Raw genomic sequence first — 15,604 nt, 5'->3', positions numbered from 1 at the left:
GCAATGAATATGAATCTGCAATTATTAAATGAAGTCACTGCTTTCATCTGGGCTGAAGCAGATATGTTAGATCACAGTGAATACCGTGAATGGCTCAATTTATGGAATGAAAAAGGTGTCTATATCATTCCGATTGACCCAAACCTAACCGACTACGAAAACAATCTAAATTATGCCTATGACGATAACCATATGCGTACTTTACGTGTAGAGCGTCTTGAAAATGGTGAAGCGATTTCTACAGCGCCGAAAGCAAATACGGTACGCAGTGTTTCTCGTGTACGAGTTATTCAAGATCAAGACAATGAAATCGTTTTACGCTGTGCTCAAAACTTACGTGAGTTCCGTAAAGAAAACCTCAAGCATTACACCGCAGATATTACTTACCATTTGGTTCGTGATGCTGATACGGGTTTTAAAATTAATCGTAAAATCATTAACTTGGTTAATTCAACCGATACCTTAGCTGGTATTAGCTACATTCTTTAGGAGCAGCAAATGAAACAAGTTGTTTTAGTGACAGGGGCTGCTTCTGGACTCGGTAATGTTATTGCTGAATATTTTGCGAGCCAAGGCCATCAAGTGATTTTGTCAGCCAGTACGCTTGAAAAGGCCGAAAAGGCAAAGGCGCAAAGCCAGCATGCACAAAATATGTTTCCCGTGAAATTAGATATTTCGGTCGAAGCAGATTTTCATGCCGTAGTGCAATGGATTGAAGAGAAATTTTCTAAACTTGATGTGTTGATTAACAATGCAACTGTCACTAAGGCAACTCCGGTATTAGAAATTACCGCAGCCGATTTTGATTGGGTGACCCAAGTCAATCAACGTGGCACTTTTCAGGCTTGCCAAATTATTGGTCAATATATGGCTAAGAAAGGCTATGGACGCATTATTAATATGGCGTCTTTAGCGGGGCAAAACGGTGGTACGGCAACGGGTGCACACTATGCGGCAACCAAGGGTGCCATTGTCACTTTAACCAAGATTTTTGCCAAAGAGTTTGCGGCAAAAGGTGTAACAGTCAATGCGGTTGCACCGGGACCGATGGAATCACCGATTGTTCATAGTGTGGTGTCAGTCGAAAAAATGGAACAGTTCATCCAGAATATTCCTGTGAAATCTTTAGGTAGCATGCATTTTATTGCTGAAACTTGTGGGTTGCTCGCGAGTCCAAATGCGGGGTTTGTGACTGGTGCAACATGGGATATTAACGGTGGTTTATTCATGCGCTAAGCACGTAGCTTACGCATGAAAAGGGAGTTGAATCATGACTACACTTTATGATGTTGTCGTTAAAAATCGCCATGTGGAAGGTGGAAATATTGCAGTCATGGAGTTTGAATCTGCAACCTCCGCAGCATTGCCAAAAGTTGAAGCTGGTGCACATATTGACGTGCACTTACCGAATGGTATGGTACGTCAATATTCACTTTGTCAAAATCCAAATGACGAAGGAAAGTTCCGCCTTGGAATTTTACGTGACCCAGAATCACGTGGTGGATCGGTCTCGGCTTTTGATGAAATTAAAGATGGCATGCAAATTCAGGTCAGTGAACCAAAAAATTTATTTCCACTTTTAAAAGCCAAACACAGTGTGTTGATTGGCGGTGGAATCGGGATTACGCCGTTAATCACAATGGCATATCAACTTGCCCATGAAGGTGAATCATTTGAACTTCACTACTGTGGCGCTAGCCCTGAAAACTGTGCTTTTGTTGATGAAATTAAAAATGGTGAGTTAGCAAAATACACAACCTTCCATTTTAAATCCGAAGGTGCAAGCCACAGAGCGTTTTTTGAATCTGCCATTAAAGATATTGATCTTGAAAGCCATATTTACACTTGTGGTCCAGTCGGTTTTATGGACTGGGTGATTAACCTTGCTACGACTCACAATTTTCCTGAGCAGCAAATCCACAAAGAATATTTCCAAGTCGAAACCGACACCTCAGGAGATTCATTTGAGGTGGTGGCTGAGCGTAGCGGAAAAATCATTATGGTTGAAGCTGGCGAAACCATTTTGCAGGCTTTGGCTAAAGAAGGCATCGAGATTGAAATGTCTTGCGAACAAGGCGTATGCGGAACCTGCATGTGCGATGTGATTGAAGGTGAACCTGATCATCGAGATGTTTACTTTACTGATGAAGAAAAAGCCAGCAATGAGCAAATATTAGTGTGCTGTTCACGCTCTAAAACACCGAGATTAGTTTTAGATATCTAATGTTCTCGCGATTTATATGGATATAAGAAAAGATTTAGGAGAAAGATGATGAATGTATTACAACAAATAGATGAGTTTACGGTTGATCCACTACAGTTTCGACGGGCATTAGGAAATTTTGCAACAGGCGTTACTATCGTTACCGCACAAAATGCACAAGGTGAGAAAGTTGGTGTAACTGCAAATAGTTTTAACTCAGTATCACTCGATCCACCACTTATTTTGTGGAGTATTGATAAAAAGTCTTCAAGTTTTTCAGTGTTTGAAGAAGCGACACATTTTGCCGTCAATATTTTATCGGGCACGCAAATTGAGCTGTCTAATAAGTTTTCGAGACGTAATATTGATAAATTTGCAGACACAAACTTTCAGCTTGGTGTCGAATGCGCACCCATTTTAGAAAATTGTTCTGCGGTGTTTGAGTGCGAACGTTATCAGGTTATTGAAGGTGGTGACCACTGGATTATTGTTGGCAAAGTAGTCCGTTTTCATGACCAAGGTCGAAGCCCGCTGGTTTACCATCAAGGTGCATATTCTTGTGTAATGCCGCATCCAAGCCTTCAAGTTAAACAGACGGAACAGAACGGCGTAGACCAAACACATTATGGGCACTTATATAATAATGTCTGTTACTTGATGAGCCGTGCTTTTAAAGCTTATCAAACCGACTATATTCCTAAGCAAATGGCTTCTGGCTTTCGAACCAGTGAATCACGGCTCTTGCTGGTTTTGGCCAGTGGTACTGCTTCAAGTAAAGAAGATTTACCACGAGATATTGCCATGCCAATGCAAGAGGTAGAGAGATCGGCCGAAATTTTAAAATTTGAAGGATTGCTGGTCGATCACGATAATTTATACGCACTGACCGAGAAAGGTAAACAAACGGCGCAGTATTTATTTGATATTGCCGATAGCCACCAAAATGAAGTGTTTAAAAAATATTCTGAGGAACAAAAGGATATTTTTATTACCATGCTGCGAGACTTTGCAGGAGTAGCATAAGCCTCATTAAGCTGATAAATTGAATTGATTTATCAGCTTCTTTACATCTAGCTGACTATAATCAAAAGAATTCCAAGGATAAGGAATTTTTTGGCACACAATTTGTTTATCAATAAAACATGATTGCAAATAAGCCAAGACAGTGAACTACCGCGAAAGAAAATATTTCGCGGTGGCACGTGTATAGAGAGGTAAGGGATGAACCAATATGTAAGTGATGCATTGTTGAATTGGACAACCCATATCAAGAATGTTTGCGGAAATTTTGAAACAGATTTTGATGGTACGCGTAATTTATTCATTGGAGAGGTTCAATGTTTTTTATTGGGTGACACCGAAATTGCTTTTATCAGAAATAATGCAAATAAGATTGTCCGAAAAGCCGATGAAATCGATCGAGTGAATAATCGTTTTTGCTTTTTGATTTTGCAGTATTCAGGAAAAATGCTGCTCGAATATAAAAATGAGACTCTTAGCCTGAATGAAGGCGATATTGTGTTGGTAGATCCGGTCGAAACCATTTCGATGTACCCGCAAGGGTTGGTTAGCCAGATTTCAGTGCACTTGTCGCGTGAAAAATTACTTAAAGAAAATATTAGTACTGAATATTTTGGAAAGCTGATTACTCAAAATATGAGTGGTTTTTTACTCAAGAATATTTTGAAAAACATGTCTGCTGAAAATATTAAACTCTGGTATGCAACCGAAGATGGTAATGCTTTTGAAGATGCATTAATTGCTTTAATCAAACCTACAATTAATTATAAAAATATTAATAGCTCTAATAACCTGATGGAAAAAGCTGAGCGCTATATTATAGAAAACTTAGCAAAACCGGATTTAACCCCTAAATTAATTGCAGAGCATATTGGGGTGTCGCTACGTCATCTTTACCGTTTGTTTCTGCAAGAAAATCTATCTATTAACAAATATATACAGCTCAAACGCCTAGAAAAAGTCAAAGCAGATTTACTCGATAAAAGAAACAAACAAAGCTCGATTACCCAAATTGCTTTGAAATGGGGCTTTTGGGATGGTGCGCATTTTTCAAAAATCTTTAAAAAGACTTATGGTATTTCTCCTAAAGAATTTAGAGAGAGTAGATTGGCTTAATTCTTTAATTTTTCGATGTCATTTTTAGACAAGTTCGACGTCATTCTTGAACAAGCTAGCCCGATGTAACTGTGTTGAAATTAAATTCATTAGAGCAGGTTAGATAAGCTTAATAACTATAGAACTATTAAGTTGGTCTAATGAATTTCACTCACAGGAAAGTGCATTTTTAACTGTCTGATTCAGATAGTTCAGGGATAGATGAAAAGGATGAAACCAATGCGTAAACAACGATTATTGAATGACATACAAAAAATACTGGCACTTAACTTATCAATCGCTGCAAGCTTTTGGGGAATCAATACTCAAGCTTATGCTCATGGTGGAAAGGCCGAAATGGTGTCTCTTTATCAAAACATGGGTGAGCAGGGCGCTAAAGTTGTAAAAGATGATTTTACCAATACTTATATGATTACCAAGGGTTCTATGGTGGTTAGAGCTAAACCTAACTCAGATCAGGTTTTGGTGAATGGCAAACCTTTCAAGCTCAGTGTGCCTTTACTAATTAAAGATGGTAAACCTGTTATTGGAAAAGATTTTTTTAATGAAGTTTTCCAGTCTGGTTTAGATCAAACCTTTAAAATTGAAAATACATTTCATCCACTTAATAGCTTAAATTCCGACGAAATTAAAAAGACATTTGATGTCATTAACCGCTCGAAATACGCCTATAAAAATATGCGTTTTGCCGAGTTAAAGCTTAAAGAGCCTGAAAAAGCAAAAGTTTGGGATTACTTTATTAATCACAAAGAATTTAAAGACGCTCGAATTGCATCTTTCATTTTGTTAAAGGGGAGTCAAGCGATTGAAGGTGAAGTTAATCTTAACACTCAACAAGTCACCAAATGGAATGTACTTAAAGACACTCATGGAATGGTGCTTCTAGATAATTTTGAGGCCGTACAGCGTGTAATTGAGACAAGTAAAGAGTATCAAGATGCTTTACGCAAACGCGGCATCACAGATGTGAAGAAAGTGATTGCTACACCACTGACCGTTGGATATTTTGGCGGTAAAGATGGACTTGATAAACAACTCAATATATTAAAAGTCGTTGCTTACCTCGATGTAGGAGATGGTAATTATTGGGCGCATCCAATTGAAAATTTAGTTGCTGTAGTCGATTTAGATAAAGAAAAAATTATTAAGATTGAAGAAGGTGCGATCATTCCTGTGCCGATGGCAAATCGACCTTATATGTCGAATAAGCCAGTAGCAAGTAAGCTAAAACCACTCAATATTTCTGAACCTGAGGGCAAGAACTTTAGCATTACTGGCCAAACCATACATTGGGGGAATTGGTGTTTGCATGTGGCCTTAGACTCTCGTGTTGGCTTACAGCTTTCAACAGTGACCTATAAAGATAAAGGTGTTAAGCGTAAAGTCATGTATGAAGGTAACCTTGGTGGAATGGTGGTTCCATATGGCGACCCTGATATTGGATGGTACTTCAAATCTTATTTGGACTCTGGCGAATATGGGATGGGAACCCTTACCTCATCTATTCTTCCGGGAACTGATGCACCAGACAACGCTGTTTTACTTGATGCCGTGATTGCAGATTACAAAGGCCAACCACAAGTAATTCCAAATGCTATTGCGGTGTTTGAACGTTATGCTGGACCTGAATATAAACATCATGAAATTTTTGGTAATCAAGATGCCAGTGAGGCCCGCCGTGAACTTGTGGTGCGCTGGATTAGTACGGTCGGAAACTACGATTACATGTTTGACTGGGTATTTGCCCAAAATGGTGTAATTGGGATTAATGCGGGTGCAACGGGTATTGAAGCTGTTAAAGGCGTTAAATCACGCACCATGCATGACAGTACCGCCAAAGAAGACACCAAATATGGAACTTTGATTGACCATAATATTGTGGGTACAACGCATCAACATATCTATAACTTCCGCTTAGATATGGATGTAGATGGAGAAAACAACAGCTTTATGCATATGGACCCTGTAGTAAAGGCCAATGACAAAGGTGGTGTTCGTACAAGCACAATGCAAATCGATAGTAAAGTCATTACGAATGAGCAAAATTCGGCTGAAAAATTTGATCCGTCTACCATTCGCTTACTGACTAATTTCAACAAAGAAAATAAATTAGGTAATCCGGTTTCTTACCAACTCATTCCTTTTGCAGGTGGAACACACCCTGTGGCGAAGGGTGCTAATTTTTCTAAAGATGAATGGTTATTTAAACGTTTGAACTTTATGGATAAGCAAATTTGGGTGACGCAATATAATCAGGATGAACGCTATCCTGAAGGTAAATATTCAAACCGTTCGACTCATGACACAGGGTTAGGACAATTCATTGGCAACAACGAAAATATTGAAAATAAAGACCTCGTGGTCTGGATGACAACAGGCACAACTCATGTGGCACGTGCTGAAGAATGGCCAATCATGCCGACAGAGTGGGTCAATACCCTCATCAAACCTTGGAACTTCTTTGACAACACGCCGACTTTAAACTTGGGTGAAGAAGAGCAAAACACGCAGCACGACCATCACTAAAAATGTGCGTGAGCCAGAATGGGTAACGAATAAGCTACCCATTCCTGAGCGCTGGTAAGCCGTTCGCAAAAAGGAATTCTGTATGAAAACTCTACTTTCTCAAGTGATGAGAGGGACTCTCTTTGTCTCATTTTTTTCAACTGCACATGCTGGTGAGCTTGAAATTAAACCGACTTTTGAAGCAACTTTTGGGGCTTTTAGCAGTGGTAAAAGTTATAACGGCGAAAACATAGAAGACGAAAGAATAAATTGGCAAGAAGGCCACCTTAAATATGGTGCTAAAGGGCAATATACCTTTAAAAATAATCAGCTCTATGCAAGCTTGAGTGGTATTAGCTCAGCAACATTTGGCGATGGCGACGCAGGCCAAAATAGTAATGGTAAGGAACGCAAAACAGATGTGAATGAATGGATCATTGGCTTTAAAGACGGTACCAATAAAGATGAGTTGGCTACCTATGATTTAAGTATTGGCCGACAAAATATCATGATTGGTGATGGTTTTTTCATTGCGGGTGATGCATTAAATCTCGGCAAATCTCCAGCAGATGGCGCCTTAGACCGAGGCGGGGCATATTATCTGGCAGCACGACGCAGCTTTGATTTTACCAGTCTGCTTCAATACAAACCGCAAGAGAATACAACGCTAAAACTGGCTTATTTAAAATCGAATAATAAAGCACAATTTTCATCTGAACTCTTTGTAACTGATCTGATGTATCAGCTTAAAGATAAGGGTGTTGGGTTTACTTACTTAAATGTATTAGACCTTGAAGATGCTGAACAAGTTTCAGGACGACAAGACCTTAAAAATTATGCCTTGCGTTTGAATTATCAACCTTTACCTGAATTACAGGTGAAGTCTGAGTTTGTTATTCAAGATAAAAAAGATGGTCAAGAAAATGCAGGTTACGTAGGGCTGAACTATAACTTTTTATCTTCAAAATATACGCCCTCATTAGGTTACCGTTTTAGCCATTTTTCAGACCAATACGATCCGATGTTCTATGGAAATACGGTTGGGTTTGGCACGTGGTTTCAGGGCGAAATTGCCGGAAATTATGCTGGCCCATTCAATAAAAATGCAGATATTCACCAAGTCTCTTACATGATGAACTTAAAAGAAAATTTCATGTTAGGTGCTTTGGCCTATAAGTTCAAAACAGTCAATAAGTCTTTAAGTAATGTGGATGGACATGAGCTGGATGTGTTCTCGGTTTGGTCCGTCAATAAAAAATTCAATGTTATTCCGTTGGTTGGACTCTATAAGCCTAAACAGGATATCCAGAGTGGCGGCACTCAAAACTACGATGACAAAACCAATGTGTATGCACAGTTGATTCTGCAATACATCTATTAATAGACCCTTTTAAATGAATTGAGAGAAATAAAAATGAGTGAAGTTCAAATTCTAGCAAGCGTACAGCAATTTATGGCACGTCAACATGGACACTTTATTGATGGAAAGTTAGTTGCTGCTGAGCATTTAGATAAAGTGGATATAGTAAATCCATCGACTGAACAAGTGGTTGCTCAAATTAGTATTGGTAGTCAACAAGACGTTGAAAGCGCCGTGAAAAGTGCTGAACATGCTTTCCAAAATGCTTGGGCGGAAACGACACCGTATGAACGTGGCGTTAAACTGAATAAACTGGCTGATTTAATTGAGCAATATGGTGAAGAACTTGCTCAGATTGAGTCATTGTCTACTGGAAAACTCATTAATATTTCCCGCCATCTTGAAGTCGCACAATCTGTTATTTTCTTAAGATACTTTGCTGGTTGGGCAACCAAAATTAATGGCCAAACCATGCAACCTTCTATTCCTTCCATGCAAGGTGAAAAATATACGGCCTTTACTTTAAGACAACCGATTGGCTTAGTCGCAGGTATTGTGCCTTGGAATTTTTCACTCATGATTGGTGTTTGGAAAATTGGGTCAGCTTTAACAACTGGCTGTACCATTGTGCTTAAACCAAGTGAGTTTGCCAGTTTATCTTTATTACGTTTAGCCGAACTTGCCATTGAGGCAGGTATACCGGCTGGTGTAATTAATGTAGTAACAGGTAAGGGCGATACAGGACAATATTTAATTGAATCGCCGCTCGTTAAGAAAGTCTCGTTTACAGGTTCAGTACCAACAGGTATTGCGATTGGCAAGCTCGCAATGAGCAGTGATTTAACCCGTGTAAGTCTGGAGTTGGGTGGTAAAAATGCCATAGCCATCTTGGCTGATGCAAATATTGATGAGATTTTACCGACTTTGTTGCAAGCAACTTTTGTGCATCAAGGTCAAGTTTGCGCATCTCCAGAGCGGTTTTTTGTACACCACACAAAATATGATGAACTAGTCGAAAAGCTATCCAAAGCACTATCTCAATTCAAAATTGGATCGGCTATGGATGAGGGAAGTATGTTTGGTCCACTCTCTAATCAGCCACACTTTCATAAAGTGAAACATTATTTAGATTTGGCTAAAGCCAACAACCAGATTATTGCAGGGGGTGAGGCTTTAGATCAGACAGGATATTTTGTGCAGCCGACTTTAATTTCCTTTAAAAATACGGATGATCCTTTATTTTCAGAAGAGACGTTTGGTCCAGTGGTCGGAGTAATGCCGTTTGAAACTGATGAAGAGCTTATTCAGCTTATGAATCAATCACGCTTTGGTTTAACTGCAAGTATCTGGACAAATGATCTGTCCAAAGCTTTGCGTTTAATTCCTAAAATTGAAGCAGGGACTTTATGGGTCAATATGCATACTTTCTTGGATCCATCGGTTCCATTTGGCGGCGTTAAAGCTTCAGGGATAGGCAGAGAGTTTTCAGATGCATTTATTGAAGATTACACTGAATTAAAATCGGTCATGATTCGGTATTAAGCCAATAAAGAGGTTTGTCATTTTATAAATAACAAACCTCTGTCTTTAAAATAAAAATTGGACTAAAAGTTAATAGTTTAAAGTGATGCTTTGTTGAGTTGATTGGTCGATTTGCTTTTGGCTAACGGCATCATCTTTGCATTTGTAACTTTCAAATAAAGGGAGTTGGTCAGCAAAGTGGGCATCAGGTTTTCCATTTTGATTAATAAAGCCACTTTGTCCAGGAGCTAAAATTGAACACATCGTGACTTGATTTGGATTTAAAACCACTCTGAAGGTTGCACTTCCCGTATTTCCATAAGTGCTGAGCTGTTGTTCATGCGATGGATCAGCCCATGGAATACCTACCGAATTTTTGCTAGAAAAGCCCATGGTTGCGACCGGAATTTTCCAGTCATTCGGGTCAGTAGAGTGATATTGATTTGAAAGTTCAGTCAGCGCGTTTTCTAAAGCTTTTAACACAACCTCATCTGCTGTTTGTCCTTTTAAGAAATCAACGTTCTGAGGAACGCTTGCCTGTTTTCCTTGCAGTGCATTCCAGACTAATTTCGATGCACTCGCTGGTTGTGCACTCCGTGGATCATTATTTACTGGATAAAGCGTATCGGTATAACGCTTATAAATATTCTCTGAAAGATTAGGTTTGAGTACCAGTTCAATCATTTGATTGAGCCATACACGTGTAATTGCTGGTGCTGCACCTTGATAGTATTTTGCTCCGCTGTCTGGACGTAATTTAAGGTCCCAATTGGCAAGTAAAGGAGCTATTTTTTTTGCTAATGGCGATGCTTTAGGACTTTGTGCAGCTTTAATCATATAAGGCACAAAATAGCGTGCATTTAAATCAGACCATGCTGCCATTTTATTAATTTCCCAAATTTCTTGCTGACTCAGTTTAGGTTTACTTTCTAGAGGTTCAAGCAGTTCATTGACCCGATCGACATAAGAAAAGTTTGATGAATCTGAGCGTAAGCCAGCATATGCTTTGTTATTCCAGCTTGTGACATAACCTTTTTGCGGATTGTATTCTTTAGGGTTGTGTGAGAAGTCATAAAAACCTTGCCACTCCATTGAACCATCGCCTTTAGCTGGAAGTTGAATATGCTGGTTTTCAGGGCGAATAGGTAAGCGGCCTAAAGCAGCAACACCAATATTATTTTTAGTATCGGCATAGAACCAAGTGATAGATGCAGCGACACGTTTGGCTTGAGCAAGAAACTCATCCCAGTTAGAGGCCTTCGCGGCATTCGCCCATCCTAATAAGCTTTCAATTTCTACGCCTTCCCAGCTACGTTTTTGTGCGTACGCCGTATGGGTATTTTCATCCCATGTACTTACAAAACCTTGTTTGCTCTTATAAACATCTAAAACATGGTCAGCTTGATTCTTAACTTTAATTTTTACTTGTTTGTGCTCAAATGGAATATAACTCCCTTTATATAAATATTCTTTTGAATTGCTTGGATTTAAAGTGAGTTGGTAAACATCGCTAGTATCGAGCGAACCTACGGTAGACCCCCATGCTATTTTTCCATTAGTTCCAAATAAAATTGCAGGTAATCCAACTGGAGTAATACCAGTCAAATTATAGCCAGCGCCATGTAAACCAATGCTATAGGTGATTGCTGGTGTATACCAGCCTTGTTGGGGGCCATTATATAAAACTGCTTGGCCTTCAATGGTTTTATCACCTTTTAAAACCCAAGCATTACTTGCAGTCGGTACACCATCTACCACACTTTTACCTAAAGCAATGCGAGCTTGGGCTAAATAGGTTTTTGCTGCTTTATTCGAGATGGGGCTAATGTCTTTAATTATTTGCTGTTGGCGTGCTACTAGCTGTGTTTTTTGTGCAGATTGAATAATAGTCGGAGCGCTTGGGTCATCTAGCCAGCGTAATTGTTGATAGACTTTAAGGCCTTCTTCTTGGCCTTTTTCTTTTTGCAGTTGTGTGAGTAAATCTAAATTTGAGACTTCATAACTTGCTGAAAAGAAGCGATTTAAAATTAAGCCCACCCAAACCATAGCAATATCTTCTGTTTGCCACGTTGAGGGCTTAAAGCCATGAACTGTGAACTCTTTAGGCATAAGAGTCGGATCTGCTAAAACTTCTTTTACCCGTTTATTAAAACCAGCGGCATAACCTTCAAAAATTGCTCGATCTTCAGGTGAGAGCGCGGCAAGTTGCTGTTTAATATTTTCTGGGTCAAAACGGCTATGTGTAGCAATATCATATTGAAGATAGTCGGGGCCGAGTACCTCAGCAACAGTGCCTAGTCCTGTACGTTTTGACATTTCCATCTGGAATAATCGATCGGTCGCTACCGAATATCCATAACCATAGAAAAGTCCATAGGTATCATTTGCATATACATGTGGTGTACCGAATTTATCGCGCTTAATTGTGATCTGCTTTTGTGTCGGTGTGGGGTCTAAACTTGACGAAGAATTACAACCAGCTAAAAGCGCACTTAAAAGTAATATTCCATATTTAATTAAAGGGCGTGTAGGGTGAGGCCGAGAGTTCAGCATAAGTATGTTCAATTTAGATATCCTTACTTTCATTGTGATGTAGAAGTGAATGATTTAAGAAAGTTCTTAGATTCACGTCACTGATGAACAAGCCCTGTTCATGAATTTAAAATACTGTTATTTATCCATGTAATTTTCCATTAAATTTGAGGTATATATTTATACCTTCTCGAACAAGTTATTTAGATTTTTATTTTGAGCTAATAAAAAAAGGCCATATTTGGCCTTTTTAGAAATGAATGAATTTTATAAAAGCTAAATTAGCTCCCTAAAAAATCTTTTAAGATTTTATTAAAAGCTTCTGGCTGCTCGACATTGGAAATATGAGATGCGTCTATTTCTGCAAGCTTTGATTGCGGAATGCGTTGCTTCATAAACTCACCATCTGCAACGGTTGTTACTGGGTCTTGAGTTCCAGCAATCACTAATACTGGAACTTTGATATCTTTTAACTGCTCCCTGACATCCGCTTTAGCCAAAGCCTCACAACAATTGGCATAACCCATTGCGCTGCCAGCACTTAAGTCGTTACACAGGTTGGTGACAATTGAAGAGTGACTTTGGATAAAGGGATCTGTAAACCATCGCGAAGCTGCTGTAGCTGCGATTGGTTGTAAACCTTGCTCACGTACTAATTTTGCACGGTCAAGCCATGCTTGTTCTTGTCCAATTTTAGCGGCAGTATTTGCTACAACCACATGACTAAAACGGTCTGGATAGTGAATTGCAAGCGATTGACCTGTTAAACCGCCCATAGAAATTCCACAAAAAGCAGCTTTGCTAATATTCAGGTGGTCTAGTAATCGGACAACATCCTCACCTAATTGCGCGACAGTGTATGGGCCGTCAGGTGTAGATGATGAACCGTGACCACGTGTGTCATAGCAGATCACAAAAAATTGATCTTTTAACTCATTAAACTGTTTTTGCCACATGGCATAGTTGGTGCCCAAAGAGTTGGAAAATACCAGAGCAGGGGAAGAGGGTTCGCCAAAAGTTTGATAGTTAATTTGTGCATCAGCAGATTGAAAAGATGGCATTTGTTTCTCCTTAATGTGCTTCAACACGTTCAATAATGAGTGCAATGCCTTGACCCACACCAATACACATTGAACATAAGGCATAACGTCCACCTGTTTGTTCAAGCTGGTTTAAAGCTGTTGTTACGAGGCGTGCACCTGAAGCGCCAAGTGGATGACCCAATGCAATTGCACCACCGTTTGGATTTACCTTGGCAGAATCATCTGGCAAACCTAAATCACGGGTGACTGCCAAAGCCTGTGCAGCAAAAGCTTCGTTAAGCTCAATTACGTCCATCTGATCTAAAGTCAGGTTGGCTTGTTTAAGAAGCTTTTTAATTGCAGGTGCTGGAGCAAAACCCATAATACGAGGTTCTACACCCACTGCTGTTGAAGCAATGATTTTGGCACGTGGCTTTAAGTTATAAGCTTGAACTGCTTCATCAGAAGCAATCAGCAGTGCTGCTGCACCATCATTAATACCTGAAGCATTACCCGCAGTAACTGTGCCATCTGCTTTTACAACAGGTTTAAGTTTGCTTAAAGCTTCAAGCGTGGTTGATGCACGTGGATGTTCATCGGTATCAATCACAACAGCATCACCCTTACGCTGAGGGATTTCAACTGCTACGATTTCTTTAGAAAAAAAGCCTTTGGCTTGCGCGCTTGCGGTGCGTTGTTGGCTCGCCAAGGCAAACTGGTCCTGATCTGCACGATTCACGTTAAACTTTTCAGCTACGTTCTCGGCAGTCTGGGGCATGGTGTCTACACCATACAATTCTTTAAGTTTAAGGTTAATGAAACGCCAGCCCATGGTGGTGTCTTCAATCTTCTGGCTACGACCAAAAGCACTGTCTGACTTACCCATCACATAGGGTGCACGGCTCATGCTTTCTACACCACCAGCAATAACCAAGTTCGCTTCACCTGCCTTAATAGCACGGGCTGCCATAGCAATGGCATCGAGTGAAGAACCACACAAACGGTTAATGGTGGTTGCTGGAACCTGATACGGTAAACCTGCAAGCAATGCTGACATACGGCCAACATTACGGTTGTCTTCACCGGCTTGGTTAGCACAGCCATAGATCACATCATCAACTTGTTCCCAATCTACATTTGGATTACGCTGCATTAAGGCTTTAATCGGTATAGCGCCAAGGTCATCGGCACGGACAGGTGCAAGGCCACCGGCATAACGGCCGAATGGAGTACGGATAGCATCGATGATATAAGCGTTTTTCATTCTAACTTTTGTCCTTTACTTCAGGCCTTTTAGCCATTCTCCGTAGGTATTTCGCGGTGGCGGCATGGATGTCGCCTCGTTGCTCAGCACAACAGGGATGTTGTGTCTGAGTAACAAAGATTTTTGGTTACTTTTTTAAAAAAGTGACACGAATTAGCTCGTGGCATCTGGCTTAAACAGATAAGACTCCGTTGTGATGATCTATAAATTTTCATATCAACGAATGACATCACAGCTGTAATTTACCGTGATATACGTAGGTCTGTTGTGTAAGCGATACCTTACTTTTGAAAGGTCAAAAGTAACAAAAACCTTTGTTGAACAGAGGAGGCTTCCTTGCCTCCCTGTCCAACGGGTGACATCCATGTCGCCTGTCACGATAGTGAATATATTTTTAAAAACTTAATTCGTTGCATCAATCAAAGTTGCACCAGTCAAAGCCTGTAACTCATCAAAGCTGAGACCTTCCACTTTCTCAATCACCTTTAAACCATCTTTGGTCACATCAATCACACAAAGGTCAGTGTAAATACGGTCAACACAGCGTTTACCCGTCACCGGATAGCTCAGCTCAGCTACAATCTTCGGCTCACCTTGCTTGGTCACATGGTCTGTGGTGATAAATACTTTCTTGGCACCTACTGCCAAATCCATCGCACCACCAACAGCAGGAATCGCATCCGGTGCACCCGTGTGCCAGTTCGCCAAGTCACCATTCGCGGCAACCTGAAAGGCTCCAAGTACTGCAATATCAAGGTGACCACCACGCATCATGGCAAATGAGTCGCCATGGTGGAAAAAGCTGCCACCTTCGAGCATGGTCACAAACTCTTTACCTGCATTAATCAGTTCAGGGTCTTCTTCACCTTCCGCAGGTGGCGGGCCAAAAGCCAATAAACCATTTTCAGAATGAAGGAAAATATCTTTGTCGTTGGGTAAGTAGCTTGCAATCTTGGTCGGCAAGCCAATGCCCAAGTTCACATAGGCACCATCTGGAATATCTTGTGCCACACGTTTTGCAATCTGGTCACGGCTGAGTTTCTGGTAGCTCATGTTATTTC

12 protein-coding genes are annotated in these 15,604 nt (G+C 40.2%); 8 read left to right on the top strand and 4 right to left on the bottom strand.

Going from position 1 to position 15,604, the window contains the following annotated elements; genetic code table 11:
- Positions 1 to 3 precede the first annotated feature (3 nt).
- From KTH84_RS03980 to KTH84_RS03945, 8 genes are all read left to right on the top strand, one after another.
- Positions 4 to 489 carry an aromatic-ring-hydroxylating dioxygenase subunit beta gene (locus KTH84_RS03980; protein ID WP_004642994.1) on the top strand — a complete coding sequence of 162 codons (486 nt, stop codon included), beginning with the start codon at positions 4 to 6 and terminating at the stop codon, positions 487 to 489.
- A 9-nt stretch (positions 490 to 498) separates the two neighbouring features.
- A complete protein-coding gene (locus tag KTH84_RS03975) occupies positions 499 to 1,236 on the top strand; it encodes an SDR family NAD(P)-dependent oxidoreductase (RefSeq protein WP_262472089.1) in 738 nt (245 codons plus the stop codon).
- Between the two features lie 34 nt (positions 1,237 to 1,270).
- Entirely contained in the window at positions 1,271 to 2,224 is a 954-nt protein-coding gene (locus tag KTH84_RS03970; protein WP_262472087.1) for a PDR/VanB family oxidoreductase, read from the top strand.
- 45 nt (positions 2,225 to 2,269) lie between these two features.
- A complete protein-coding gene (locus KTH84_RS03965) occupies positions 2,270 to 3,226 on the top strand; it encodes a p-hydroxyphenylacetate 3-hydroxylase reductase component (protein WP_262472085.1) in 957 nt (318 codons plus the stop codon).
- Positions 3,227 to 3,424: 198 nt separating this feature from the next.
- Positions 3,425 to 4,339, top strand: a complete 915-nt coding sequence (gene feaR / locus KTH84_RS03960) for a transcriptional regulator FeaR (RefSeq protein ID WP_202741948.1) — start codon at positions 3,425 to 3,427, stop codon at positions 4,337 to 4,339.
- A gap of 210 nt (positions 4,340 to 4,549) precedes the next feature.
- On the top strand, positions 4,550 to 6,865 hold the full coding sequence (gene tynA / locus KTH84_RS03955) for a primary-amine oxidase (RefSeq protein ID WP_262472084.1): 2,316 nt from the start codon (positions 4,550 to 4,552) through the stop codon (positions 6,863 to 6,865).
- A gap of 106 nt (positions 6,866 to 6,971) precedes the next feature.
- Positions 6,972 to 8,225, top strand: coding sequence for a hypothetical protein (locus KTH84_RS03950; RefSeq protein ID WP_262472481.1), 1,254 nt, complete (start codon positions 6,972 to 6,974; stop codon positions 8,223 to 8,225).
- A gap of 33 nt (positions 8,226 to 8,258) precedes the next feature.
- Positions 8,259 to 9,746 carry an NAD-dependent phenylacetaldehyde dehydrogenase gene (locus KTH84_RS03945; RefSeq protein ID WP_262472083.1) on the top strand — a complete coding sequence of 496 codons (1,488 nt, stop codon included), beginning with the start codon at positions 8,259 to 8,261 and terminating at the stop codon, positions 9,744 to 9,746.
- A 69-nt stretch (positions 9,747 to 9,815) separates the two neighbouring features.
- On the opposite strand, the gene KTH84_RS03940 is transcribed toward KTH84_RS03945, so the two are convergent.
- From KTH84_RS03940 to KTH84_RS03925, 4 genes are all read right to left on the bottom strand, one after another.
- Positions 9,816 to 12,278: a penicillin acylase family protein gene (locus KTH84_RS03940; protein WP_262472081.1), complete on the bottom strand. Its 2,463-nt coding sequence runs from the start codon at positions 12,276 to 12,278 to the stop codon at positions 9,816 to 9,818.
- A gap of 260 nt (positions 12,279 to 12,538) precedes the next feature.
- A complete protein-coding gene (pcaD, locus tag KTH84_RS03935) occupies positions 12,539 to 13,318 on the bottom strand; it encodes a 3-oxoadipate enol-lactonase (protein WP_262472079.1) in 780 nt (259 codons plus the stop codon).
- Between the two features lie 10 nt (positions 13,319 to 13,328).
- Entirely contained in the window at positions 13,329 to 14,543 is a 1,215-nt protein-coding gene (gene pcaF / locus KTH84_RS03930) for a 3-oxoadipyl-CoA thiolase (RefSeq protein WP_262472078.1), read from the bottom strand.
- Positions 14,544 to 14,945: 402 nt separating this feature from the next.
- On the bottom strand, positions 14,946 to 15,596 hold the full coding sequence (locus KTH84_RS03925; RefSeq protein WP_262472076.1) for a 3-oxoacid CoA-transferase subunit B: 651 nt from the start codon (positions 15,594 to 15,596) through the stop codon (positions 14,946 to 14,948).
- Positions 15,597 to 15,604 lie beyond the last annotated feature (8 nt).

It is taken from the genome of Acinetobacter sp. WU_MDCI_Abxb74, assembly GCF_025513915.1.
Lineage (GTDB): Bacteria > Pseudomonadota > Gammaproteobacteria > Pseudomonadales > Moraxellaceae > Acinetobacter > Acinetobacter calcoaceticus_C.
Note: the sequence above shows the minus strand (reverse complement) of the source record. Positions and strands in the feature narration are given on the sequence as shown.

Coding starts and splice junctions, on each gene's coding strand:
- KTH84_RS03975 (WP_262472089.1), top strand. CDS start 499: ATGAAACAAGTTGTTTTAGTGACAGGGGCTGCTTCTGGACTCGGTAAT.
- KTH84_RS03970 (WP_262472087.1), top strand. CDS start 1,271: ATGACTACACTTTATGATGTTGTCGTTAAAAATCGCCATGTGGAAGGT.
- KTH84_RS03925 (WP_262472076.1), bottom strand. CDS start 15,596: ATGAGCTACCAGAAACTCAGCCGTGACCAGATTGCAAAACGTGTGGCA.
- pcaD (WP_262472079.1), bottom strand. CDS start 13,318: ATGCCATCTTTTCAATCTGCTGATGCACAAATTAACTATCAAACTTTT.
- KTH84_RS03940 (WP_262472081.1), bottom strand. CDS start 12,278: ATGCTGAACTCTCGGCCTCACCCTACACGCCCTTTAATTAAATATGGA.
- KTH84_RS03965 (WP_262472085.1), top strand. CDS start 2,270: ATGATGAATGTATTACAACAAATAGATGAGTTTACGGTTGATCCACTA.
- pcaF (WP_262472078.1), bottom strand. CDS start 14,543: ATGAAAAACGCTTATATCATCGATGCTATCCGTACTCCATTCGGCCGT.
- tynA (WP_262472084.1), top strand. CDS start 4,550: ATGAAACCAATGCGTAAACAACGATTATTGAATGACATACAAAAAATA.
- KTH84_RS03950 (WP_262472481.1), top strand. CDS start 6,972: ATGAGAGGGACTCTCTTTGTCTCATTTTTTTCAACTGCACATGCTGGT.
- feaR (WP_202741948.1), top strand. CDS start 3,425: ATGAACCAATATGTAAGTGATGCATTGTTGAATTGGACAACCCATATC.
- KTH84_RS03945 (WP_262472083.1), top strand. CDS start 8,259: ATGAGTGAAGTTCAAATTCTAGCAAGCGTACAGCAATTTATGGCACGT.
- KTH84_RS03980 (WP_004642994.1), top strand. CDS start 4: ATGAATATGAATCTGCAATTATTAAATGAAGTCACTGCTTTCATCTGG.